The 23,153-nt window shown below is 61.1% G+C and carries 20 protein-coding genes and 1 riboswitch; of the genes, 12 read left to right on the forward strand and 8 right to left on the reverse strand.

Annotated features, from left to right (window positions below; translation table 11 throughout):
* Positions 1-14 precede the first annotated feature (14 nt).
* Both CKW11_RS14670 and CKW11_RS14675 read right to left on the reverse strand, forming a co-directional pair.
* On the reverse strand, positions 15-1,232 hold the full coding sequence (locus CKW11_RS14670; protein ID WP_095138084.1) for an acyltransferase: 1,218 nt from the start codon (positions 1,230-1,232) through the stop codon (positions 15-17).
* Positions 1,232-3,091, reverse strand: coding sequence for a bifunctional O-antigen ligase/aminoglycoside phosphotransferase family protein (locus CKW11_RS14675; RefSeq protein WP_095138085.1), 1,860 nt, complete (start codon positions 3,089-3,091; stop codon positions 1,232-1,234). Before CKW11_RS14675 ends, CKW11_RS14670 begins: the two co-directional genes overlap by 1 nt.
* Positions 3,092-3,244: 153 nt before the next feature.
* Between CKW11_RS14675 and msbA the strand changes: the two genes are divergently transcribed.
* The 4 genes from msbA (at position 3,245) to hldE (ending at position 8,114) form a co-directional block, all read left to right on the forward strand.
* On the forward strand, positions 3,245-5,047 hold the full coding sequence (gene msbA / locus CKW11_RS14680) for a lipid A export permease/ATP-binding protein MsbA (RefSeq protein ID WP_095138086.1): 1,803 nt from the start codon (positions 3,245-3,247) through the stop codon (positions 5,045-5,047).
* Between the two features lie 234 nt (positions 5,048-5,281).
* The gene (locus tag CKW11_RS14685; protein ID WP_095138087.1) at positions 5,282-5,986 is read left to right on the forward strand and encodes a sulfotransferase family 2 domain-containing protein; all 705 of its coding nucleotides are present in this window, start codon (positions 5,282-5,284) and stop codon (positions 5,984-5,986) included.
* A complete protein-coding gene (cysC, locus tag CKW11_RS14690; protein WP_095138088.1) occupies positions 5,979-6,590 on the forward strand; it encodes an adenylyl-sulfate kinase in 612 nt (203 codons plus the stop codon). The genes CKW11_RS14685 and cysC overlap by 8 nt, the downstream gene beginning before the upstream one ends.
* Positions 6,591-6,692: 102 nt before the next feature.
* The gene (hldE, locus tag CKW11_RS14695; RefSeq protein ID WP_041065802.1) at positions 6,693-8,114 is read left to right on the forward strand and encodes a bifunctional D-glycero-beta-D-manno-heptose-7-phosphate kinase/D-glycero-beta-D-manno-heptose 1-phosphate adenylyltransferase HldE; all 1,422 of its coding nucleotides are present in this window, start codon (positions 6,693-6,695) and stop codon (positions 8,112-8,114) included.
* Between the two features lie 90 nt (positions 8,115-8,204).
* Here hldE and CKW11_RS14700 read toward each other — a convergent pair whose 3' ends face one another.
* The 4 genes from CKW11_RS14700 to CKW11_RS14715 all read right to left on the reverse strand — a co-directional run bounded on the left by CKW11_RS14700 (position 8,205) and on the right by CKW11_RS14715 (position 11,726).
* A complete protein-coding gene (locus CKW11_RS14700) occupies positions 8,205-9,173 on the reverse strand; it encodes a metal ABC transporter ATPase (RefSeq protein WP_095138089.1) in 969 nt (322 codons plus the stop codon).
* Between the two features lie 31 nt (positions 9,174-9,204).
* Complete coding sequence (locus CKW11_RS14705; RefSeq protein WP_095138090.1) at positions 9,205-10,017, reverse strand: aldo/keto reductase; 813 nt, start codon at positions 10,015-10,017, stop codon at positions 9,205-9,207.
* Positions 10,014-11,189 (reverse strand): FAD-binding oxidoreductase, encoded by a 1,176-nt coding sequence (locus CKW11_RS14710; protein ID WP_095138091.1) that lies wholly within the window; start codon positions 11,187-11,189, stop codon positions 10,014-10,016. Before CKW11_RS14710 ends, CKW11_RS14705 begins: the two co-directional genes overlap by 4 nt.
* A gap of 204 nt (positions 11,190-11,393) precedes the next feature.
* The gene (locus CKW11_RS14715) at positions 11,394-11,726 is read right to left on the reverse strand and encodes a multidrug efflux SMR transporter (RefSeq protein ID WP_003221050.1); all 333 of its coding nucleotides are present in this window, start codon (positions 11,724-11,726) and stop codon (positions 11,394-11,396) included.
* A gap of 102 nt (positions 11,727-11,828) precedes the next feature.
* Here CKW11_RS14715 and CKW11_RS14720 point away from each other — a divergent pair, with 102 nt between their 5' ends.
* Together CKW11_RS14720 and waaA are read left to right on the forward strand one after the other, a co-directional pair.
* A complete protein-coding gene (locus CKW11_RS14720; protein ID WP_095138092.1) occupies positions 11,829-12,731 on the forward strand; it encodes a LysR family transcriptional regulator in 903 nt (300 codons plus the stop codon).
* An 11-nt stretch (positions 12,732-12,742) separates the two neighbouring features.
* Positions 12,743-14,017: a lipid IV(A) 3-deoxy-D-manno-octulosonic acid transferase gene (waaA, locus tag CKW11_RS14725; RefSeq protein WP_095138093.1), complete on the forward strand. Its 1,275-nt coding sequence runs from the start codon at positions 12,743-12,745 to the stop codon at positions 14,015-14,017.
* 106 nt (positions 14,018-14,123) lie between these two features.
* Here the strand turns inward: waaA and CKW11_RS14730 are convergent, their stop codons facing one another.
* Positions 14,124-15,557 carry a TolC family outer membrane protein gene (locus CKW11_RS14730; protein WP_047600737.1) on the reverse strand — a complete coding sequence of 478 codons (1,434 nt, stop codon included), beginning with the start codon at positions 15,555-15,557 and terminating at the stop codon, positions 14,124-14,126.
* Positions 15,558-15,762: 205 nt separating this feature from the next.
* Positions 15,763-15,868, forward strand: a riboswitch (TPP riboswitch).
* A gap of 146 nt (positions 15,869-16,014) precedes the next feature.
* On the opposite strand from CKW11_RS14730, the gene thiC reads away from it, so the two are divergent.
* Positions 16,015-17,904: a phosphomethylpyrimidine synthase ThiC gene (gene thiC / locus CKW11_RS14735; RefSeq protein ID WP_095138094.1), complete on the forward strand. Its 1,890-nt coding sequence runs from the start codon at positions 16,015-16,017 to the stop codon at positions 17,902-17,904.
* 187 nt (positions 17,905-18,091) lie between these two features.
* The gene (gene cytX / locus CKW11_RS14740) at positions 18,092-19,384 is read left to right on the forward strand and encodes a putative hydroxymethylpyrimidine transporter CytX (RefSeq protein ID WP_095138095.1); all 1,293 of its coding nucleotides are present in this window, start codon (positions 18,092-18,094) and stop codon (positions 19,382-19,384) included.
* On the opposite strand, the gene CKW11_RS14745 is transcribed toward cytX, so the two are convergent.
* A complete protein-coding gene (locus tag CKW11_RS14745) occupies positions 19,353-20,099 on the reverse strand; it encodes an RsiV family protein (RefSeq protein ID WP_095138096.1) in 747 nt (248 codons plus the stop codon). The two genes, cytX and CKW11_RS14745, sit on opposite strands and share 32 nt — an antisense overlap.
* Positions 20,100-20,327: 228 nt before the next feature.
* On the opposite strand from CKW11_RS14745, the gene CKW11_RS14750 reads away from it, so the two are divergent.
* The 4 genes from CKW11_RS14750 to CKW11_RS14765 all read left to right on the forward strand — a co-directional run bounded on the left by CKW11_RS14750 (position 20,328) and on the right by CKW11_RS14765 (position 23,123).
* A complete protein-coding gene (locus CKW11_RS14750) occupies positions 20,328-20,945 on the forward strand; it encodes an NUDIX domain-containing protein (protein WP_095138097.1) in 618 nt (205 codons plus the stop codon).
* Positions 20,936-21,388, forward strand: a complete 453-nt coding sequence (locus CKW11_RS14755) for a DUF1249 domain-containing protein (RefSeq protein WP_007967395.1) — start codon at positions 20,936-20,938, stop codon at positions 21,386-21,388. Before CKW11_RS14750 ends, CKW11_RS14755 begins: the two co-directional genes overlap by 10 nt.
* A gap of 99 nt (positions 21,389-21,487) precedes the next feature.
* Positions 21,488-22,303: a 3',5'-cyclic-AMP phosphodiesterase gene (cpdA, locus tag CKW11_RS14760; protein ID WP_095138098.1), complete on the forward strand. Its 816-nt coding sequence runs from the start codon at positions 21,488-21,490 to the stop codon at positions 22,301-22,303.
* Between the two features lie 211 nt (positions 22,304-22,514).
* A complete protein-coding gene (locus tag CKW11_RS14765; protein WP_095138099.1) occupies positions 22,515-23,123 on the forward strand; it encodes a YqiA/YcfP family alpha/beta fold hydrolase in 609 nt (202 codons plus the stop codon).
* The last annotated feature ends 30 nt before the right edge of the window (positions 23,124-23,153 follow it).

Genomic DNA, 23,153 nt, shown 5'->3' on the forward strand with positions numbered 1-23,153 from the left:
GCAGTCGCTCGCACTCAGCGAGCGACCTTCTCCGGCAGGCGCTTTTCGCCCTTCTGACGCTGGCGCAGCCAATGCACAACCTTCTTGCCGGCAGCCATGCCCGGCTGTTCGATATAGAGGAACGTCGCGCTGCTGATCAGAATCAGCAAGCACGTGCAGACGGCCACCAAGGGCAGGTACACCGCCGTTTCTCGCGCATCGATATCCAGCAATAGCGGCAGCCGTTGCACCATCAACCACAGGACAAACCCGTGCAGCAGATAGGTGCTGTAGCTGATTTCGCCGAGCCAGCGAATGCTGCGTGGTTTCAGCGCGCCGAACAGATTATTGCCGGACGCTACGATCACGAAAAACAATCCCAGCAAAAACAGCGGTGCAGTCTTGAATGCACGACTGAACGCGGTGAACGCAATCACCAGCGCGAGCACGGCAATGATGCTCGCCAGGCGTGACTGGCTCCATGCCACGAGCGCCGGTCGGCGAATCCAGTAGGCGGCGGCGATGCCACCGAGGAAGCTCGCCAGAAAGTGTTTCTTCAGCGAATGTTCCCAGCCGATGACCTGGTACAGCGTGTAGATGCCGATCAGGCACAGCACCACTTGCAACCAGCTGCCGCGGTAGATGAACACCAGCCCGGCCAATGGCAGCGCCATGTAGAAAAACACCTCATAGGCCAGCGTCCAGGTGACGTTGGATATCAGCATGCCGGAATGACGGTACTGGTTGATGTCCGGGCGGTCGAACGTCAGCCAGGCGAGGATCTGTTTGAACAGCTCCAGGCCAGGCTCCTTCATTTGCCAGTCCTGCAAGTGGAAGATCGAGACGAACACCAGCAGCATCAGCGGCAGGTACAGCGGATACAGACGAAATGCCCGTGAGACGCCGAACGCCAGCCAGTCATGGTTGCGTCCCTGCGCGAGCAGGCGACTCCAGAACAGAAAACCGGTGATCATGAAGAACAGCGCGACGCTGCCCTGACCCAGCATCGAATAGAAGTTGCTCGGCGGAAAGTCGATCACCCCGGTGCGCAAGAAGATCCAGGTAATGACCGAGTGGTGCACGAACACACCAAACGCCAGATAGCCGCGCAGACCGTCGATGCTGGCATATCGACTTTCGCCGGAATGCTGCAGGTGCCGAGCGATTTTCGGCACCGCGCGCAACAGCAGGGCGGAGGTGACGATGGCCAGCAGATAGGCTGCCAGCGCGATAAGCGGATTGGTTTCGATCATCACTGAACTCGGGCCGGGGCGTTGCCGGCCAGCACTTGCCTGTGCAGATTTTCAACCGCGGATTTGGACGCCGTCATGGCGTACCCCTGGAGCAACGCATCGAGGTGATCCTCGAACAGCCAGCGTTTGTCGACAGTGTAACGTTGCATATGACGCAAATTGCGTTGGCGCAGGGAAAGACTGAGCGGAGTAGGGTAGATACGCAGGTCGGCCAGATCGATCAAGCCGAACTCGCCATCTTCCAGCACCAGTACGTTGCCCAGATGCAGCGAGCGGAAATACACGCCTTTCTCGTGCAGTTGCGCCATGAATTTGCCAAAGCGCTCCACCAGCGCCTGGCGCACCGCCGGAGCCGTAATGCTCTGCAGCACCTGACGCAGCGTGTGCCCCGCTAATGGCGTGTAATGCACGGCACTGCTGCCATCGTCGAGACGGTACAGATTCAATATTTGTGGGGTCGGAATGCCCATCTGGCGCAGTTGTTCGCTGTTGACCGCGAAACGTTCGGAGTAGGGATTGAAACTGCCGGAGGTGTACCAGCGGCGACGGCGGAACAGTTTGAGGAAGCTGCCATCGGACAGGCGCAGGACTTTCGGGCCCAGGCCGTCTTCTTCGATGATCCGGGCTTCGCGGCTCAATTGTTCCAGGCCTTCAAGCGACAGCTTTTGCACTGGAAGGGTCAACAGACGCCGCGCGCGTTGATTGATGCTCAACGCCGCGATCAGTGCCAGTGGGATCCACAACAGGAACCAGTGTTCCTTGGGCCGCGAAATGATCCCGCCGCCTTCGGTCAGCCCGGCACCGATACCGAATACCAGCCAGGTCGAGGCAATGATCAGCAGTGGCTGCACACGCTGGCGCCAACTGCTCAGCAGGCCCCAGAACAGGAAAAACAACCATGGCAGCAGGCCGATGATCCCGACGTAATACAGGACACCGAGGACAAAGCTGTGTGGTTCCTGAAGGATGTAGCCAACGCCCGGGTCGACAGCGAGGGTGGCACTGTAGCCATGACCGAGCCACGGGTGGTCGGCAATCTTGTGCAACACGATTTGCCAGATTTCCAGCCGGTAGGAATCACCTCGTTCAATGATCATCTGCGAAAACAGCGTGAAGATCGCGACCCCGCTCAGGGCCAGGGCCACCAGCAACCCCACTGAACGTCGGTTCCAGCAGATGAAGCACAGCCACAGCGCGGCCATGGTCAGTGCTACCAGCGGCGTTCGGGAGCCAGTGCCGATCACCGACATGAACATGATCGCCATCGCCGGCACGCTGAGCCACATCATCTGGCGGCGCTTGCAGGTCATGGTCACGCTCAGCCAGTAGGCACTGAAGAAGCCGAACAGGTGCGAGCTGAGCAACGGGTTATCGAAGGCACCACCGCCGATCAGGCGCATGCCTGGTTCATAAACCCGGGCGAACATGAACAGGAAAATGGTCGTGGCGATCAGTGCGACCAGCGCCGCGCCGAACAGCAAGGGTTGCAGAATATCGCTGCGATAGCGCACCAGCAGGTAACAGCCGGCAAACAGCAGCAAAGTGTGCAGCGGTGGCTTGAACATTCCGCCAAGTAGCTCGCCAGGGCCCCACGCCAGGCTGAGCAAGGCCCACGCAGCAAACAGCAGGACTGCAATGAAGATCGGCTCGCGCAGCAGCTCCTTGAGTTCGCGCGGGCGCAGGCATAGGGCGATCAGTGTCGGAATGCTGAACAGGCCATAGAACAGCTTGTGATGCAGGCTTCGACCCGGCAAAAAGAACAGCGCGCACAGGAGCAGGAAATAACCGGCGGGAAGAATCCACAGGCTAATGAAATCGAAAATCCGATTGGACGTACTGCTGAAGCCGCGAAGTTGCATGCTGTGAGATTCATTCCTGAGGTTGATCGACCATTCGAGTGATGGCTATTTGATGCAGAAAAGGTGCATAACAATAACAGCCTTTCGCCGATTGCCAGAACCCTGAAGAAGCTGTGCTAAAGTCAGCGTCCTTTTTATCGACTTTCGCGTGATATGACCGATTCCAGTCCCGCCGCAAGCCCATCGAGCTTGAAAATCTACTTCCGCCTGCTCGGCTATGTCCGGCCGTACATCAGTCTGTTCCTGATCAGCATCGTCGGCTTTCTGATTTTCGCCTCGACGCAACCGATGCTTGGCTACATCCTCAAGTACTTTGTCGATGGCCTGTCCAACCCTGAAGCGGTGCTGTTTCCCTCCGTGCCGTACCTGCGTGACCTGCAACTGTTGCAGGCCGTACCGCTACTGATCATCCTGATCGCCGCGTGGCAGGGGCTGGGCTCCTATCTGGGCAACTATTTCCTGGCCAAGGTTTCCCTGGGCCTGGTGCATGACTTGCGTGTGCAGTTGTTCAACAACCTGTTGGTGCTGCCTAACCGCTACTTCGACAAGCATAACTCCGGTCATCTGATTTCGCGTATCACCTTCAACGTGACGATGGTCACGGGGGCGGCAACAGATGCGATCAAGGTCGTAATCCGTGAAGGCATGACGGTGATTTTCCTGTTCGCCTCGCTGTTGTTCATGAACTGGAAGCTGACCCTGGTGATGGTGGCTATCCTGCCGCTCATCGCCTTGATGGTGCGCACCGCCAGCAAGAAATTCCGCAAACAGAGCAAGAAGATTCAACTGGCGATGGGTGACGTCACGCATGTGGCCTCGGAAACCATTCAGGGTTATCGCGTGGTTCGCAGCTTCGGCGGCGAGGCCTATGAAGAAAAGCGCTTCTTCGATGCCAGCCAGGGCAACACCGACAAGCAACTGCGCATGACTCGCACGGGTGCGATCTATACGCCGATGCTGCAACTGGTGATCTACACCGCCATGGCGGTGCTGATGTTCCTCGTGCTGTACCTGCGCGGTGACGCCTCGGCCGGTGACATGGTTGCCTACATCACCCTGGCGGGCCTGCTGCCCAAGCCAATCCGTCAATTGTCCGAAGTCAGTTCGACCATTCAGAAAGGCGTGGCCGGTGCCGAGAGCATTTTCGAGCAACTGGACGTCGAGCCGGAAGTCGATACCGGTACGGTCGAGCGCGATGCGGTGAGCGGTCGTCTGGACGTGCGCAACCTCAGCTTCACCTACCCTGGCACCGAACGCCAGGTGCTGGACGACATCAGCTTCTCGGTTCAGCCGGGGCAGATGGTCGCACTGGTCGGGCGTTCGGGCAGTGGCAAGTCGACGCTGGCCAACCTGATCCCGCGTTTCTATCACCACGACAAGGGCGAAATCCTCATCGACGATGTGGAAGTCGAACAGTACAAACTGCTCAACCTGCGTCGTCACATCGCTCAGGTGACCCAGCACGTGACCCTGTTCAGCGATACCGTGGCCAACAACATCGCTTATGGCGATCTGGCCGGTGCGCCGCGCGAGGACATCGAGAAAGCCGCACGTGATGCCTACGCGATGGACTTCATTTCGCAACTGCCGCAAGGTCTGGACACCCAGGTCGGCGAGAACGGCGTCCTGCTTTCCGGTGGTCAGCGTCAGCGTCTGGCGATTGCCCGTGCGTTGCTGAAGAACGCGCCACTGCTGATTCTCGACGAGGCCACCTCAGCACTCGACACCGAGTCCGAGCGGCACATTCAGGCGGCACTGGATCAGGTGATGAAGGGGCGTACCACGCTGGTGATCGCTCACCGTCTGTCGACCATCGAGAAGGCCGACCTGATTCTGGTCATGGATCAGGGCCGCATCGTCGAGCGCGGCACCCACGACCAGTTGCTGGCGCAAAATGGTTACTACGCGCGCCTCAACGCCATGGGCCTCGATGCCCCGGCCGAAGATATCGCCTGATTCCAGGCCCTGCCCTGTGGGAGTGAACCTGCTCGCGAAAGCGCTGCAACAGACGACGTCCGTGTCGAATGTTCACCCGCTATCGCGAGCAGGCTCGCTCCCACAGTCGTTTGTATCCAGACCTTTACCCTTCTTGACCAAACCGGAATAAATCCGGGCACCGCGCTTGTTAAGGTTCCTCAACGAACTCTGACTTTTCATCGAGGGGGCCATCCCCGTCGCGCGGGTGCTTTCATGTTGCAACGCTATCTCTGGAAACTGCTGCCCAAGCCGCAGCGGGCCTTTCTGCTCGGGCGCCTGTCGGTGGTCGATCGGCAGGTGGTGAACAAGTCGATGTCGGCCAACCTGACGTTTCCCCAGCCCTTCCAGCAACGTTCCTGCCTGTTCATCCATGTCCCGAAATGTGCTGGCAGCAGCGTTTGCACGGCGCTGTTCAACGGCTGGCGTCCCGGGCACTTGCCGTTGTACTGGTACGAAGAGCAATTCCCCGAGCAGTTCGCCAACGCCTTCAAGTTCGCTTTTGTTCGCGACCCGCTGGAACGCGCCTATTCGGCCTACGCCTTTTTGCGTGGCAACGAGTTGAGCGCGCGTGACCATCTGGCGCAGCGGCTGGTGCGGCAATACCGCGATTTTGATGACTTTGTTGCACGCTGGCTGCATCCGGAAACGATTTCCCGGCAGTTGCACTTTGCCGCGCAGACGGACTTTCTTACCGATTCGCTGGGGCATCTGGCGCTGGACTTCATCGGGTATCAGGAACACCTGACGCGGGATTTTCGTCTGGTATGTGAGCAGTTGGGGCTGACTGTGGAGTTGCCTCACGTCAACGTGTCGCGGGAACGACAATCGACGCCGGCGCGCGAGTTCTGTTCGGTGCGCACCCGGCGACTGGTGCGTCGGGTGTATCAGCGTGATTACGAGTTGCTCGGTTATGAATGAGTCCCTGTCACTGCCGCTACAGACGCTCGCCATTCGGCCTTACGGTCTGGCGCTCTCGCACCAGGCCCGGGCAGCGCTCAAGGCACAGCGCCCGCGTTGTCTGTGGTTGACCGGGTTTTCCGGCGCCGGCAAGTCAACCCTGGCCAATGCCCTCGAACTGCACCTGCATGCGTCGGGTCTGCACACCTTTTTGCTTGATGGCGACAATGTGCGCAATGGACTGTGCCGCGACCTGGGCATGAGCGACGTCTGTCGCCGGGAAAACATTCGGCGTATGGCCGAGGTGGCGCGGTTGATGGTCGACGCCGGGCTGATTGTGATCGTTGCGGCCATTTCGCCCTTCCGCGCCGAACGCGACGCTGCGCGCAGACTGTTTGCCCCGGGTGAGTTCATTGAAGTGCACGTCAGCACTACGCTGGAAGTCTGCGCCCGTCGTGATCCGAAAGGTTTGTATCAGGCTGTACGGGAAGGTCGGATCACGCACTTTACGGGCGTGGACAGTCCTTACGAAGCGCCATTGGCAGCCGAGTGGCAGATCGACACCGAGGCGCTGCAATTGTCCGAAGCCTGTGGACAACTGGCAGCGTTGGTGCTCAAAAAATGAGCAAAATAACGGACTGTTTCATCCTGTTGCAGGCTGCACTCAAGCCTGCGCCAACCCTGTGTTAATATCGCGCCCCTGTTCATTTTGTATGTGGGTTGCTCCATGAAGTTGTCCATGCCGCGATTCGATCAAGCCCCAGTCTTGGTGGTCGGCGATGTCATGCTCGACCGTTACTGGCATGGTGGAACCTCACGGATTTCCCCTGAGGCACCGGTTCCGGTCGTAAAAGTCGAGCAAATCGAAGACCGCCCGGGCGGTGCTGCCAACGTTGCCTTGAACATTGCCGCGCTGGGTGCGCCGGCGTCGCTGGTCGGTGTGACCGGTGATGACGAAGCCGCCGACAGCCTGAGCAACAGTCTCAAGGGTGCGGGCGTACGCGCGCTGTTTCAGCGCATTGCGCATCAGCCGACCATCGTCAAACTGCGGGTCATGAGCCGCCACCAGCAATTGCTGCGTATCGACTTCGAAGAACCGTTTGCCACCGATGCGCTGGCCTTGGCCTCGCAGGTCGATGATCTGCTCGAAGGCATCAAGGTGCTGGTGCTGTCGGACTACGGCAAAGGCGCGCTGAAAAACCATCAGGCCCTGATTCAGGCAGCCCGTGCCAAAGGCATTCCGGTGCTGGCGGATCCCAAGGGCAAGGATTTTTCGATCTACCGTGGTGCCAGTCTGATCACGCCGAACCTCAGTGAATTTGAAGCCATCGTCGGCGGTTGCGCCGATGAACACGAGCTGGTGAGCAAGGGCGCCGCCCTGATGCACGATCTCGAACTCGGCGCATTGCTGGTCACCCGTGGGGAACACGGCATGACCCTGCTGCGTCCGGAGCATCCGGCGCTGCATTTGCCGGCCCGTGCCCGTGAAGTGTTCGACGTGACCGGTGCCGGCGACACGGTGATTTCCACCCTGGCGGCGGCGATTGCTGCCGGTGAAGAGCTGCCGCACGCGGTGGCGCTGGCCAATCTGGCGGCGGGCATTGTGGTCGGCAAGCTCGGTACTGCGGCGATCAGCGCCCCTGAACTGCGCCGTGCGATCCAGCGTGAAGAGGGCTCGGAACGTGGCGTATTGGGGCTGGAGCAACTGGTACTGGCGGTGGCCGATGCTCGCGCGCACAACGAGCGCATCGTCTTCACCAACGGCTGCTTCGACATTCTGCATGCCGGTCATGTGACCTACCTCGAGCAGGCGCGCGCCCAGGGCGACCGGCTGATCGTGGCAATCAACGATGACGCCTCGGTCAGCCGCCTGAAAGGGCCGGGTCGTCCGATCAACAGTGTCGACCGACGCATGGCGGTACTTGCCGGCCTCGGTGCGGTGGACTGGGTGATCAGCTTCCCCGAAGGCACCCCGGAAAACCTGCTGCGCGAGGTCAAGCCGGATGTGCTGGTCAAGGGTGGTGATTACGGTATCGACCAAGTGGTCGGCGCTGATATCGTCAAGGCTTACGGCGGTACGGTGAAAGTGCTGGGGCTGGTGGAAAACAGCTCGACCACCGCGATCGTGGAAAAAATCCGCGGTCACTGATTCAAGCTGAAAAGATCGCCGCCTGCGGCAGCGCCTGCATTGGAATGCGTTTCCCTGTAGGAGCTGAGGCAGGCGGCGATCTTTTGCGTTTCAGGAGCTGACTTTTTTGCGCGGCACGATCTTCTTCAGCAACTGCTTTGCCTTGCCGCGCAACCGCGCCAATCCGGTAGGTTTCTCTGGCGGCGTCAGGCCTTGCTGGCGTAACCAGTCCTTCCAGCGAATCCGCTCCTCGCGCACCAGCCAGCCATCCTGTCTGGCAAAGCTTTCGGCCAGATACAGACCGCGCGTGCCCGCCGGAGACAGCTGACCTTTCTTCAAGGTATACAGCTCGGCCAGCGGTTCGCCGTCCTGCAACGGCATCAGGTACAGATCGGGGCGCTTGCGGTCCAGTCGCGCCACCAGTTGATCACCTTCCAGGCGTTCATCGACGTGAAACAGGCTGAGGGATTTCGCTTCCTTGGGCACGTCCAGGCGCAAGTCGTAGATCAGTTGCAGCGATGCTGTCGGCAGATGCACGTAGGCCCGTGGTCGTTCGAGCAATTGCAGATTGGCGCAGCGCACCGGTCGTGCCGAGCCGGACAGCGGCGTCAGGCGAAACGGCAGGGCCTCGCGATAATGCAGCGCGGAGGAGTAGGGCGCCGGTAGCCAAGTGTCGTTGAAACGCCCGCCGAGCCAGCCTTCCGGGGTTTCCAGCAGACACTCTTCGGCGATTTCCTGAATCGCCGTGTGCAGCGGGATGTTCAGCTCATGAGCCGGCACATAACCGGAAATCAGCTTGAGCACCACATCGCCGCGATCCTGCCGGCGCTGGCGCACCAGCACCCAGTAATCGCGATTTTGCCAATGCAGCGTCAGGCGCACCGAGACCCCGAGGTTGGCCAACTCCACCGCGAAGCGCTCGGCATCCGCCACGCTCACCGGTTTACGCCGCTGCAAGGTCTGGGCGAAGTTCAGCGGCATGCCGACGCTCTGATAGGTCAGGCCTTCGGGCGTGGCCTCGACGAACAGCGGCAGTGTCTTGAAGTTGCTCGGGTTCTTTCTGATGAGCGTGCGCGGCATGTCGGCTCCTGCTTAAGGCCGCGGGGCGGCGTCAGTGACCACGAAGGACCTGGGCAACGGTCGCAACGTTATGGGCGAGGTGCAGCGGATTGATCGTCCCGACAATAGCACTGGCCACGCCGGGCTGCTGGAACAACAACTCGAAGCTGGCGCGCACCGGATCCACGCCCGGACTCAGGCATACGTGGCCGCTGGCCAGGGCTTTTTTCACCAGAATGGCTTTGCCGTGGGCAGCAGCATAGTCAATGACTGCCTTGTCGTTCTGTTCGTTCAGATTGTAGGTGACCATCGCGCAGTCCCCTTGCTCCAGCGCCTTGAGTCCACCTTCGACGGTTTTGCCGGAGAAGCCGAAACCGCGAATCTTGCCCTCGGCCTTGAGTGCAGCGAGGGTGGCGTAGACCTCCTCGTGTTCGAGGATCGCCAGGTCGTTGCCGTCGGAGTGCACCAGCACCAGGTCAATAAAATCGGTTTCAAGACGTTGCAGGCTGCGCTCCACCGACATCCGCGTGTGCGCCGCACTGAAGTCATGGCGCGACAGGCCGTCGGCAAACTCTTCACCGACCTTGCTGACGATCACCCAGTCTTGCCGCTGGCCGCGCAGCAGCGGGCCGAGGCGTTCTTCGCTGCGACCGTAGGCCGGGGCGGTGTCGATCAGGTTGATGCCCAATTCGCGTGCCTGCCTGAGCAGCATGCGCGCGGCATCGTCATCGGGAATCTGAAAACCGTTGGGGTATTTCACCCCTTGGTCGCGGCCCAGTTTGACCGTACCCAGGCCCAGCGGCGAGACCGTCAGGCCGGTGCTGCCCAGTGGGCGGTGCAGTTCGTGCAGGTTCGCGATAGTCATGGCAGCAGTTGCTCCCAGGCTGGAACGCCCATCGGTGGTTTTGGCAACGCCGGCAAAGGTTCGGCGGCTTGTGGCTGAATGCCGTCGCGCTCCAGCGAGGTGATGACCCGGTCAGCAAAGTCTGGCGCCAGTGCGAGTTTGGTCGGCCAGCCCACCAGCAAGCGCCCCTCTTCGGCGAGGAAGGCGTTGTCCGGGCGGGTCAGGCCGGTTTGCAGAGGTTCGGCGCGGTCGACGCGCAAGGTCGCCCATTGCACTTGACTCAGGTCGATCCATGGCAGCAACTGGCCGAGCTCTTTCTGCGCGGTGGCGATCTGCTCGGCCGGTTCGCGGGCCACGCCATCGCTTTCGGCAATGTCGCCGCCCAGGTACCAGACCCAGTTGCCATCAGCGGCCGGGTGGGTGGTGACGGTGATGCGCGGCTTGGTGCCGCCGCCCAGGCAGTGAGCGTACAGCGGCTTCAGGCTTGGGCCTTTGGCGATAATCATGTGCAGCGGCCGGCGTTGCATTGCCGGTTGAGTCAGGCCCAGGTCTTCCAGCAATCGGGCAGTGCCGGCACCGGCGCTGAGGACGATGCGCTGGGCACGAATCTCGCGGCCGTCGACTTTCAGGCCGACCAGTACGCCCGCTTCCAGCAGCGGCTCGATGGTTTGCCCGGCGAGCAGACCGTCACCGGCCAGATCGGCCAGGCGCTGGATCAGGCTCGGCACGTCGACCACCAGTTCGGCGAGGCGATAGACCTTGCCCTTGAAGCGCTTGTCTTGCAGGGCCGGCGGCAGTTGCTCGCCCTTGACCTGATCGACCCGGCCACGCACGGCCTTGCTGGCGAAGAAACTGGTGAGGTTGCCGGCGAGTGTACCGGGCGACCACAGGTAATGCGCTTCGGACAACAGACGCACACCGGACAGGTCCAGCTCGCCGTTGCCGGCCAGCGCTTCACGCCAGCGGCGCGGCATGTCGGCGATGGCTTCCGAGGCGCCGGTCAGCGCACCGTGCAACGCATATTTGGCGCCGCCGTGAATGATGCCCTGGGACTTCACGCTCTGCCCGCCGCCGAGACTGGCGCTTTCCACCAGCACGGTCGAAAAACCCTGGCGGCGCAGACGCGCGTTCAGCCAGAGGCCGGCGACACCAGCGCCGACAATCAGAACGTCGGTGGAAATAACGGATGGCATGCAACGACCTCAGTGTTCAAGACGAGGGCGCAGTATACAGACTCGGGAAAGAGCGGGATTTGTCGATGATCAACAGGGCAGATGCAAAACCAAATGTGGGAGCGGGCTTGCTCGCGAATGCGGTGTGTCAACAACATTTCTGTTAACTGACACACCGCATTCGCGAGCAAGCCCGCTCCCACAGGGGATTTGCGTTAATGCAAATCAGTGCCCGGCAGTCTTGGAGAACAGCTGGATGACCACCACGCCGAGCACGATCAGCGCCATCCCGAGCATCGCCGGCACGTCCAGCTTCTGCCCATAAATGAACAGCGCCGCGACGCTGACCATGACGATGCCCATGCCCGCCCACACGGCGTAGGCGACTCCCACCGGCACAGTGCGCACCACCAGCGTCAGCATCCAGAACGCGATCCCGTAGCCGACGATGACCAGAATCAACGGCAGCGGGGTGCTCAGGCCTTTGACCGCTTTCATCGAAACGGTGGCAATCACTTCGGCGCAGATGGCGATAGCCAGAAAGGCGTAGGCGTTCATGTGTAGATCCTCATGTAAAACGTTGCTTGCTGAGGCGGCATTCTAGTCGCTCGCCAGATGGGGTAAAGTCATTACCTATCTGTTTTGAAGATGGGTTGCTGCATGAATACCCTGTGGAATCTGGAACAACTGCGCGCCTTCGTCAGCGTCGCCGAACAACGCTCGTTTTCTGCGGTGGCGCGTCAGCAGCGCAAGGCGCAGTCGGCGATCAGCAGTGCGATTGCCATGCTGGAAGACGATTTGGGCGTCAGCCTGTTCGAGCGTAGCAGTGGTCGCTCGCCCAGGCTCACCGAAGCGGGCGAAGCCCTGCTCGAAGAAGCCCGGGAAGTGCTGCGTCAGTGCGCGCGCCTCAATGGTCGGGCGATGGCGATGATGCGCGGTCAGGAAGCGCAGTTGCGCGTGGCTCAGGATGAAGCCATGCCGTATCAGGCACTAGTGGAAAGCTTCGATGCGCTGGCCGAGCAATTTCCCAGCCTCGAAGTGCAACTGACCAGCGCCGCTCAAGGTGAAGTCGCACGCAAACTGGTCGAGCGTCGCGCTGATCTGGGCCTTCTGTTCTATCACGACGAAATTCCCGAAGCGCTGGAGCGTCGGGTTCTGGGTCGGGTGGAAATGGTCACGGTCTGCGGCATCAATCATCCGCTGGCGACGCAGTCCTACGTCACCTGCCAGCAACTGGCGCAGCATCGGCAATTGTTGATGTCGACGCAGACCAGCGTCTACCCCGGCAACGAACCGGCCAGCCCGCAAGTGTGGCGCGCCGACAGCTTCTACGTGATGGCCGAATGGCTGGTGCGCGATCTCGGCTGGGCCTGGCTGCCCCGGCATGTGGTGCAGTACTCGGCCTATCAGGGGTTGATGGTCGAACTGGACAGCGAATGGACCCCGCCGGCGTTGGTGGTGGAATTGGTCTGGCGCCGGGATGAACCCCTCGGCCCGGCTGCACGCTGGCTGGCTGAACGTTTTGCCGTGCACTTGCGGGCGATTGGCGACAAAAGTCGATAAACTCCGCCGCCATGAATAGAACTCTCTACACCGCGCTGTTTTACCTGGGGCTGCCATTGGTGGCGATTCGGCTGTGGCTGCGCTCGCGCAAGGCCCCGGCATATGCCAAACGGATTGGCGAGCGCTTCTCCTACGGGATGCCGTCACTGCAGCCCGGCGGGATCTGGGTGCACGCGGTGTCGGTAGGTGAAAGCATCGCCGCTGCGCCGATGATTCGCGCCTTGCTGCAACGTTATCCACAGCTGCCGATCACCGTGACCTGCATGACCCCGACCGGATCAGAACGGATACAGGCGCTGTTCGCCAACGAGCCGCGCATCCAGCATTGCTATCTGCCCTATGATTTGCCGTGCGCAGCGGCGCGTTTTCTTGATCACGCCAAACCGAAACTGGCGGTGATCATGGAAACCGAGTTGTGGCCCAACCACATCCATCAGTGCGCCAAGCGCGGAATTCCGGTGGCGCTGGCCAACGGCCGGTTGTCCGAACGATCGGCCCGGGGCTATGGCCGTTTCACTAAGCTGACCGCGCCGATGCTCGCTGAAATGAGCTTGTTCGCGGTGCAGACCGAAGCCGAAGCTCGGCGCTTCCGTGATCTGGGCGCGCGTCCGCAGACGGTCGAAGTCACTGGCTCGATCAAGTTCGACCTGACCATCGACCCGCAACTGCTGGAGCGCGCCCATGAGTTGCGCGGTCAATGGCAGGCGCTGGAGCGCCCGGTGTGGATCGCTGCCAGTACCCACGAAGGCGAAGACGAAGTGGTGCTCGACGCCCATCGCCGGCTGCTGGCGAACTACCCGAATGCGTTGCTGATCCTGGTGCCGCGCCATCCTGAGCGCTTCAACTCGGTGTTCGAGTTGTGCCAGCGTGAAGGCTTTGCCACGGTGCGCCGTTCCACCGGTGCCAACGTCGAGGCGGACACTTCAGTGCTGCTCGGCGACACCATGGGCGAGTTGCTGTTTCTCTATGCGCTGGCCGACAGCGCCTTTGTCGGTGGCAGCCTGGTGCCGAACGGCGGGCATAACCTGCTGGAGCCGGCGGCCCTGGCCAAACCGGTAATCAGCGGCCCGCATCTGTTCAACTTCCTCGACATCGCCGCGCAGTTGCGCGAGGCCGGTGCGCTGGCCGAAGTGGATGATGCCGAAGGGCTGGCGGTGGAAGTGCAGCGCTTGTTCGAATTGCCGCGCGATGCCCAGCGCATGGCCGAGGCGGGGCTGGCGGTGATGCGCCGTAATCAGGGTGCGCTGCAGCGGTTGCTGGATGGCTTGGGCCGGTTGATCAAGTAAGTCAGCACACCCAAAAGCGAAAAGATCGCAGCGTGCCGCAGCTCCTACAGGAAAATGCATTTCATTGTAGGAGCTGCGGCACGCTGCGATCTTTTGCTTTTCAGGCTTAAGGCCGGGCCTTGAGCTGCGCTTCGGCTGCCTTGGCCAGATCCGGCGGGAGGAAATCCTTGTCCGGGTTGTAGTCGGCTTTCAAATAACGCCGCAGATCCTCCAGATCGCCCGGATTCAACGTCCCCGCCGCCTGCTTCAGACGCAGGTTGTCGAGGATGTAATCGTAACGGGTGTTGTTGTAGTTGCGCACCGAAGTGTACAGCTGGCGCTGGGCGTCGAGCACGTCGACGATGTTGCGCGTCCCCACCTGATAACCGATTTCCGTGGCTTCCACTGCGCTCTGGTTGGAGATGATCGACTGGCGGCGCGCCTGTACCTGCTCGACATCGGTGTTCACCGCGCGGTGCAGGTTGCGGGTGTTTTCCACCACTTGCCGGCGCAGGGATTCGCGCTGTTGCTCGCTCTGATCCAGTTGCGCATAGGACTGGCGCACTTGCGAACTGGTCAGCCCGCCACTGTAGATCGGGATGTTCAGTTGCAGGCCCAGGGTGCTTTGCTCGACGTTGCCACTGTACGGCGTACCGAAGGCGTTCGGGTTGGCGAAACCGAGGGCGTCGTTGTCACCCTTTTCGTATTTGGCCACGGCATCGAGGGTCGGCAGGTGACCGGCCTTGCGCTGTTTGAGGGTCTGTTCGGCGGAGCTGACCGCAAAGTTGCTCGCCAGCAGATTGAGGTTCTGCTTGCCCGCGGTTTCGACCCAGGCCTTAGCGTCGTTTGGCGCCGGTGGCAGGATCGGCAGCGTGTGGACGATGCCCTGAATCGAGTTGTACTGACGGTTGGTCAGGGTGATCAGCGCTTCGAACGCATCGTCAACCTGACGCTGCGCAACGATACGGTTGGCGCGCGCGGTGTCGTAACTGGCCTGCGATTGCAGGACGTCGGTCTTGTCCGACAGGCCGACATCGAAGCGTTCGTTGGACTGGTCGAGCTGACGCTTGAACGCGGCTTCTTCAGCCTTGGTCGAGGCCAGATTGTCCTGGCTGCGCAGCACGTTGAAGTAGCTTTCGGCCGATTGCAGGATCAGGTTCTGCTCGGTGGCCGACAGTTGCAGCGCGGCTTGTTCGTTGACGTCCTTGGCGGCCTGATACTGGAACCAGCGGTCGGCGCGGAACAAGGGCTGGGCCAGGGTCGCCTGATAGGAATGCGCGCTGCGATTGGCAATGGCTGAAGGCTGGTCGATCGAGGTGCGCACATCCGCCACTTCGGCGCCGCCGGACAGGTTAGGCAGCAACCCCGCGCGGGCCTGCGGCACCACTTCTTTCTGGGCCCCGTACTGGGCGCGGGCGGCGGCCAGATCGGCGTTGTTGTCGACGGCTTCCTGATAGACGCTGACCAGATCGGTCTTGGTCGACAAGGGCGCTTCTGCTGCCCAGGCCATTGCGTTGGACGCACAAGACACGGCAAGAGCCAGTGAAAGTTTGCGCAGCATGAGGCGATCCCTAGCAAAAATATTACGGAAATAATGTGCGCGCCAAGGCTACGGCGCGGCCCCGGCAGCGTCAAGGCGCGCAGGGCAAAGCGAGTGTAGTTGCGCAATCGTGCGGCAACAATCCTGCAAGTCCCGGTAATTGCGCCATTCATCATGGTGTTTGCCGCGGTGTTGGCGTTCTTTGCCGGTTGTGTCTAGACTGGCCGGGTTCTTGTCGGGGTGCCTTGCTATGAGGCTGAGATCGAATAATTTCGGATCCCGTTGAACCTGATCAGGTTAGCGCCTGCGTAGGGAACAAGATTTCTCGTCACCCGGCGAGTCCTCTTGTGCTTCGTCCGGGAAATTGTTCGACAATCGAACGCTCGACGACGATGCACAGCACCAGTCCTGGTGCGTCCGTGCCTTTCAGGTTCTGCTCCGACAATCCATTGCCTGGATGCTGTCTGGAGAGCCCGTGATGACTACAAAAGCAAAAAACGCGATCAACCTGAGTGACTCGGCCAAGGTCGATGAGCAGTCGGTTCAGCCGTTCACCCGTTCGCAAAAAGTCTACGTTCAGGGCTCGCGCCCGGACATCCGCGTGCCGATGCGCGAAATCACCCTCGATGTGACGCCGACCGATTTCGGCGGCGAAATCAACGCGCCGGTCACCGTGTATGACACCTCGGGCCCGTACACCGATCCGAACGTGGTGATCGACGTGCGCAAAGGTCTGGGCGACGTGCGTTCGGCGTGGATCGATGACCGTGGCGACACCGAGCGTTTGCCAGGCCTGAGTTCCAACTTCGGTCAGGAGCGCCTCGCCGACCCTGAACTGACCAAACTGCGTTTCGCTCATGTCAACAACCCGCGCCGCGCCAAGGCAGGGGCCAACGTCAGCCAGATGCACTACGCGCGCAAAGGCATCATCACCGCCGAGATGGAATACGTCGCCATCCGCGAAAACATGAAGCTGCAAGAGGCCCGCGCCGCTGGCCTGCTGAACCAGCAACACGCCGGCCACAGCTTCGGCGCGAGCATTCCGAAAGAAATCACCGCTGAATTCGTCCGCGAAGAAATCGCCCGTGGTCGCGCGATCATTCCGGCCAACATCAACCACGTCGAACTGGAACCGATGATCATCGGCCGTAACTTCCTGGTGAAGATCAACGGCAACATCGGCAACAGCGCCCTGGGTTCGTCCATCGAAGAAGAAGTGGCGAAACTGACCTGGGGCATTCGCTGGGGTTCGGACACGGTGATGGACCTGTCCACCGGCAAACACATTCACGAAACCCGCGAATGGATCATCCGCAACTCGCCGGTGCCGATCGGTACCGTGCCGATCTATCAGGCGCTGGAGAAGGTCAACGGCGTCGCCGAAGACCTGACCTGGGAGCTGTTCCGCGACACGCTGATCGAGCAGGCCGAGCAGGGCGTCGACTACTTCACCATCCACGCCGGCGTGCTGCTGCGCTACGTGCCGCTGACCGCCAAGCGCGTGACCGGCATCGTTTCCCGTGGCGGTTCGATCATGGCCAAGTGGTGCCTGGCGCACCACAAAGAGAACTTCCTTTACACCCACTTCGACGAAATCTGCGAAATCATGAAGGCCTACGACGTCAGCTTCTCGCTGGGCGATGGCCTGCGTCCGGGCTCGATTGCCGACGCCAACGACGAAGCGCAGTTCGGCGAACTGGAAACCCTCGGCGAGCTGACCAAGATCGCCTGGAAGCACGACGTGCAGTGCATGATCGAAGGCCCGGGCCATGTGCCGATGCAGTTGATCAAAGAGAACATGGACAAGCAGCTGGAGTGCTGCGACGAGGCGCCGTTCTACACCCTCGGCCCGCTGACCACCGACATCGCTCCGGGTTACGACCACATCACCTCGGGCATCGGCGCGGCGATGATCGGCTGGTTCGGTTGCGCCATGCTCTGCTACGTGACGCCGAAGGAACACCTCGGCTTGCCGAACAAGGATGACGTGAAGACCGGGATCATCACCTACAAGATTGCGGCGCATGCGGCGGACTTGGCCAAAGGGCATCCGGGCGCGCAGATTCGTGACAACGCCCTGAGCAAGGCGCGTTTCGAGTTCCGCTGGGAAGACCAGTTCAACCTCGGTCTGGACCCGGACACCGCGCGTTCGTATCACGACGAAACCCTGCCGAAAGACTCGGCCAAGGTCGCGCACTTCTGTTCGATGTGCGGGCCGAAATTCTGCTCGATGAAGATCACTCAGGAAGTCCGCGAGTACGCGGCCAACCAGCGGATCGACGCGGTCGACGTGGACGTCGCCCAGGGCCTGGCGGAACAGGCCGAGCGGTTCAAGAAGGAAGGCAGTCAGCTGTACAAGAAGGTTTGATCTGACCTGAAGTCTGCGGTGTCTGTGCTGGCCCCTTCGCGAGCAAGCCCGCTCCCACATTTGAATCCAGTTGTTCACGAAACTTGTGTTCACAGGCGATCCAGTGTGGGAGCGGGCTTGCTCGCGAAGGCGTCAGAACAGGCACCAAGGATCTCAATGACAAAAATACTCCTCCGAGATAACACCCTTGAGCATTCAACCCGGCACTTATTCCCCCGACCTAGCCGTACCCGCCGACAAGCGGGTGTTCGGCGGTCGCGATCTGTTTTCCCTGTGGTTTTCCCTCGGCATCGGCCTGATGGTGTTGCAGACCGGTGCCTTGCTCGCGCCCGGTCTGGGCCTCTCCGGTTCACTGCTGGCGATCTTCCTCGGCACGCTGGTGGGCGTGCTGCTGCTGGCAGCGGTCGGCGTGATCGGCAGCGACACCGGCCTGTCGTCGATGGCCGCGCTCAAACTCAGCCTCGGCCACAAAGGCGCAAGCCTGCCGGCGCTGCTCAACCTGCTGCAACTGATCGGTTGGGGCTCGTTCGAAATCATCGTCATGCGTGACGCCGCCAGCCTGCTCGGCAGCCGTGCGTTCAGCGAAGGTTCGCTGTGGGCCAGTCCGATGCTCTGGACCTTGTGCTTCGGTGCGCTGGCGACTTTGCTCGCGGTCAGCGGGCCGCTGACGTTCGTGCGCCAAATCCTGCGCAAGTGGGGCATCTGGCTAATTCTGGCCGCGTGCATCTGGCTGACCTGGAATCTGTTCGCCAAGGCTGATCTGGCGGCACTCTGGGCGCGGGACGGGGACGGTTCGATGCCGTTCGCCGTGGGCTTCGACATTGCCATTGCGATGCCGCTTTCGTGGCTGCCGCTGATCGCCGATTACTCGCGCTTCGGCAAGCGTGCGAAGAACGTGTTCGGCGGCACTGCGATCGGCTTCTTTATCGGTAACTTCTGGTTGATGAGTCTCGGCGTGGCCTACACCCTGGCGTTCGCGCCGAGCGGTGAAGTCAATGCGTTGCTGCTGGCACTGGCCGGGGCCGGTCTGGGCATTCCGCTGTTGCTGATTCTGCTGGATGAGTCGGAAAACGCTTTCGCCGATATTCATTCGGCGGCGGTATCGAGCGGGATTCTGTTGCGCTTGAAAGTCGAACATCTGGCCTTGGCCATCGGCGTGATCTGCACCCTGATCGCACTGCTGGCACCCTTGGCGCAGTACCAGAACTTCCTGTTGCTGATCGGCTCGGTGTTCGCGCCGCTGTTCGGCGTGGTGCTGGTGGATCACTTCATCCTGCGCAAGCGCAGTGCTCAGGTGGCGTCAGCCGCGTTGCGCTGGCCGGCGCTTCTGGCGTGGCTGGGCGGGATCAGCACCTACCACTTGCTGGCGAATCTGTATCCGGATGTCGGCGCGACCCTGCCGGCACTGGTGCTGGCAGGGCTGTTGCAGCTGGTGCTGGGGCGAGCCTTCAGTTACGGCCCGGAAACAGCTCGGGTTTGACGATGCCGTTCAGACGCGGGTAAGGGATCTTCAGTTCGACGTGGCCCAGTGCGTAAGGCGCAATGGTGCTCACGTCGTACTTGAGGATCACGCCACCGTAGGTCAGCGCCACGTTCGGGGTTTTGACGAACGGCCAGCTCTTCACGAAATCCGCTTCCTGATCGAGCTTGGTGCTGATCAGCCAGCTGTTGTGCGCCACTTGCGCCGCTTTCCAGAACGCTTCTTCCTGACCCGGCAGCAACATGTCCGACAGGTTCAGCACTTTATGCTGCTGGCGCGAGTAGTTGATGAAGCCGCGCCCCGGGGTGCCATGGGCGCCGCCGGTGTCGAGGTAGCTCGACAGTTCGATGATCACCAAGCCGTCATGCTGCTCGCGTACCTTGGCCTGCAAATAGCTGCTGTTGCGCGGGCCGGCGTTGCGCAGGAATTGATCACGATAGGCGGCCAGGGTTGGCGCTACCGGCGCGTTCGCTTCAGTGCGGGTCATTTGCAGCAGACGTTTTTCGATGATGCCGTCCAGTGCAGGTTCTGCCGGGAAGTGCAGGGTGTCGATGTTCACCAGCGGGCAGTCCGGGTTGGAGCAACCGGGTTTCAGGGTTTCCGACGCGTCGCGGGTGGTTTCCAGCGGCGTGCGGTAGTTGGGCTGGAACAGGTTGGCGCAGGCACCCAGGGTCAGGGCGATGGCGGCCACGGAGGCAATTTTGAAAAGCGACATGGGCGTCCTTTCTGAAACAGGGGAAGGCAAAAAGTTATCCGCTTCGACCCTCGCCGAAGCAGTCAGTTCGCCACTAAGCTAATTAGAGTGGGTTTCGCCGCCACCGTCCATCCCGCTGACGGTAAAGGGGCTGCATCAAACCGTTCGGGCGCGTTAGGATGGCGCGAAGTCGAGGTTGCCACTCACGCAAGGCAGCCTCGTAATGGAATTGCAGTAAAGAGGATGCTCATGACTGATTTTGCCAACGCCATTCCGACCGCCGTTGATATCGTGCGGCGCGAAAAATGCTACGAGGGCTTTTACAAGCTCGACCGTGTTCACCTGCGCCATGAATTGTTCGCCGGTGGCATGAGCCGCGAAATCAACCGTGAAATCTTCGTCCGCCACGATGCCGTGTGCATGCTGCCATACGATCCACAGCGCGACGAAGTGGTGCTGATCGAGCAGTTTCGCATCGGCGCCATGGGCAAGACCGACAACCCGTGGCTGGTCGAACTGGTCGCCGGTCTGATCGACAAGGATGAGCAACCGGAAGAAGTTGCTCACCGTGAGGCGCAGGAGGAAGCTGGACTGAACATTAAGGCCCTGTGGCCGATGACCAAATACTTTCCGTCGCCGGGCGGCAGCAACGAATTCGTGCATTTGTACCTGGGGCGTTGCAGCACCGAGGGCGTAGGCGGCCTGCATGGGCTGGAGGAAGAAGCAGAAGATATCCGCGTCACGGTCTGGGCCTTTGAAGATGCCTTGCAGGCCGTCCGTGACGGACGCATTGCCAACGCGGCGAGCATCATCGCTTTGCAATGGCTGGCGCTGAACCGCGCCGAAGTGAGGGGGTTATGGTCGTAAACAAGCTGCGCGATCGCTATCGAGTCGACCTCGCCGGGCTGCAAGCCGCCTGCGAGGCCAACTACGCGCGCCTGATGCGACTGGTGCCGGACATGCGCAACGACCCCGAGGCGCGGCGCATCGCCGTGACCCAGGGCGAGCAGATGCTCGGCGTGCTGGCCCTCGAAGTGCTGCAGACCTGTCCGTACACCACCACTTTGCAGGTGCGTCAGGAACACAGTTTGCCGTGGCTGCCGGTGCCACAACTGGAAGTGCAGGTCTATCACGACGCGCGCATGGCCGAAGTGATCAGCGCCGAGCATGCACGACGCTTTCGCGGCATCTATCCTTACCCGAACGCCGCGATGCATCAGCCGGATGAAAAGGCCCAGCTCAATCTGTTCCTGGGGGAGTGGCTGAGCCATTGTCTGGCCCTGGGGCACGAGTACGAAGTCGTACGCTAGTTGTGAACTGCGTCCGGTTCGCCGGTTTCCCCTTTGCGCCATCCCCCAGCATAATTGCGGCACTCAACCGATTCCGTGCTTTTGCCCTGGGAGAACGCCTTGCCGAGCGTATCCACATTGACCACCGCCGATCCGGCGCTGCTGGTGCAGTTATCCGACAGTCATCTGTTCGCCGAGGCGGGCGGCACGCTGCTGGGCATGAACACCCGCGAGAGCCTGCAAAAGGTCATTGAGTTGGTGCTAAGGCAGCAGCCGCAGATCGATCTGATGCTGGCCACTGGCGATATCTCTCAGGACGGCACGCTGGAGTCATATCAGCTGTTTCGCCAGATGAGCGCGCAGATCGATGCACCGGCGCGCTGGATTCCCGGCAATCACGATGAACCGCTGATCATGGCGGAGGCCGCGGTGCAAAGCGCTCTGCTGGAGTCGGTGGTCGATATCGGCAACTGGCGCGTGACCTTGCTCGACTCGGCGGTGCCGGGCTCTGTGCCGGGGTATCTGCAGGATGATCAATTGCAGTTGCTGGCGCGCTCATTGAGCGAAGCCCCGGAGCGCCATCATCTGGTGTGCTTCCACCATCATCCGGTGTCGATCGGATGCCCGTGGATGGAGCCGATCGGCTTGCGCAATCCCGAAGCATTCTTCGACGTGCTCGATCGTTTTCCACAGGCCCGCGCGGTGCTGTGGGGGCATGTGCATCAGGAAATCGACCGCGAACGCAATGGCGTGCGGCTGATGGCCTCGCCATCGACCTGCATTCAGTTCGAACCGGGCAGTCACGACTTCAAGGTCGGTGAGCAGGCGCCGGGTTATCGCTGGTTGCGGCTGCTGCCGGACGGGCGGCTGGAAACTGGCGTCGAGCGCGTTACCGACTTCGAATTCACCGTCGATTACGGCTCCAACGGTTACTGACACTCTTGTGGCGAGGGAGCTTGCTCCCGCTGGGCTGCGCAGCAGACCTGAACCCAGTCACCGCATATCCGTAGATGATTTGAATTGTCTGGGTTACGACTGCTGCGCAGCCGAGCGGGAGCAAGCTCCCTCGCCACAGGGTTTTTGTTTATGCCGTTCCCCTGACTCCCTGTAAACTCCGCTATCTTTCGCCGACACCCAGGGAGCTCCAATGTCCGGTTCGATCCTCTATATCCACGGTTTCAACAGCGCGCCGGCCTCGAAAAAGGCCTGCCAGCTGGTCGAGGTGATGGAACGGCTGGGTTTGAGCGACCAGTTGCGTGTCCCGGCGCTGCATCACCACCCGCGTGAAGCCATCGGTCAGTTGCAGCAGGCGATTGCCGAGCTGGGCCGGCCGTTGCTGGTGGGAAGCTCACTCGGCGGCTACTATGCGACTCACCTGGCTGAGCGCCACGGCTTGAAAGCCCTGCTGGTCAACCCGGCGGTCAGCCCGCACCGGATGTTCGACGGTTACCTGGGCACGCAGCAAAACCTGTATACCAATGAGACCTGGGAACTGACCCACGACCATGTAACCGCCCTGGCCGAGCTGGAAGTGCCGGCGCCCGTGGATGCACAGCGTTATCAGGTGTGGTTGCAGACCGGCGATGAAACACTGGATTATCGCCTCGCCCAGCAGTATTACCGGGCCTGTGCCCTGCGCATTCAGGCCGGCGGCGACCATGGTTACCAGGGTTTTGCCGGGCAATTGCCGGCGTTGTTGAGTTTTGCCGGCATTGGCGCCGATTTGTATCAGGCAATCGATTTCACCGCACTGTGAAGTCTTGCCCCTTTTTCATTGAATCACTGA

It is taken from the genome of Pseudomonas sp. Irchel s3a10 (genome assembly GCF_900187525.1).
Lineage (GTDB): Bacteria > Pseudomonadota > Gammaproteobacteria > Pseudomonadales > Pseudomonadaceae > Aquipseudomonas > Aquipseudomonas koreensis_G.

Bases quoted from the DNA above. Each gene is read 5' to 3' on its own strand.
- CKW11_RS14670 (WP_095138084.1), bottom strand. From the start codon at position 1,232: ATGATCGAAACCAATCCGCTTATCGCGCTGGCAGCCTATCTGCTGGCC.
- CKW11_RS14675 (WP_095138085.1), bottom strand. From the start codon at position 3,091: ATGCAACTTCGCGGCTTCAGCAGTACGTCCAATCGGATTTTCGATTTC.
- msbA (WP_095138086.1), top strand. From the start codon at position 3,245: ATGACCGATTCCAGTCCCGCCGCAAGCCCATCGAGCTTGAAAATCTAC.
- CKW11_RS14685 (WP_095138087.1), top strand. From the start codon at position 5,282: ATGTTGCAACGCTATCTCTGGAAACTGCTGCCCAAGCCGCAGCGGGCC.
- cysC (WP_095138088.1), top strand. From the start codon at position 5,979: ATGAATGAGTCCCTGTCACTGCCGCTACAGACGCTCGCCATTCGGCCT.
- hldE (WP_041065802.1), top strand. From the start codon at position 6,693: ATGAAGTTGTCCATGCCGCGATTCGATCAAGCCCCAGTCTTGGTGGTC.
- CKW11_RS14700 (WP_095138089.1), bottom strand. From the start codon at position 9,173: ATGCCGCGCACGCTCATCAGAAAGAACCCGAGCAACTTCAAGACACTG.
- CKW11_RS14705 (WP_095138090.1), bottom strand. From the start codon at position 10,017: ATGACTATCGCGAACCTGCACGAACTGCACCGCCCACTGGGCAGCACC.
- CKW11_RS14710 (WP_095138091.1), bottom strand. From the start codon at position 11,189: ATGCCATCCGTTATTTCCACCGACGTTCTGATTGTCGGCGCTGGTGTC.
- CKW11_RS14715 (WP_003221050.1), bottom strand. From the start codon at position 11,726: ATGAACGCCTACGCCTTTCTGGCTATCGCCATCTGCGCCGAAGTGATT.
- CKW11_RS14720 (WP_095138092.1), top strand. From the start codon at position 11,829: ATGAATACCCTGTGGAATCTGGAACAACTGCGCGCCTTCGTCAGCGTC.
- waaA (WP_095138093.1), top strand. From the start codon at position 12,743: ATGAATAGAACTCTCTACACCGCGCTGTTTTACCTGGGGCTGCCATTG.
- CKW11_RS14730 (WP_047600737.1), bottom strand. From the start codon at position 15,557: ATGCTGCGCAAACTTTCACTGGCTCTTGCCGTGTCTTGTGCGTCCAAC.
- thiC (WP_095138094.1), top strand. From the start codon at position 16,015: ATGACTACAAAAGCAAAAAACGCGATCAACCTGAGTGACTCGGCCAAG.
- CKW11_RS14745 (WP_095138096.1), bottom strand. From the start codon at position 20,099: ATGTCGCTTTTCAAAATTGCCTCCGTGGCCGCCATCGCCCTGACCCTG.
- CKW11_RS14750 (WP_095138097.1), top strand. From the start codon at position 20,328: ATGACTGATTTTGCCAACGCCATTCCGACCGCCGTTGATATCGTGCGG.
- CKW11_RS14755 (WP_007967395.1), top strand. From the start codon at position 20,936: ATGGTCGTAAACAAGCTGCGCGATCGCTATCGAGTCGACCTCGCCGGG.
- CKW11_RS14765 (WP_095138099.1), top strand. From the start codon at position 22,515: ATGTCCGGTTCGATCCTCTATATCCACGGTTTCAACAGCGCGCCGGCC.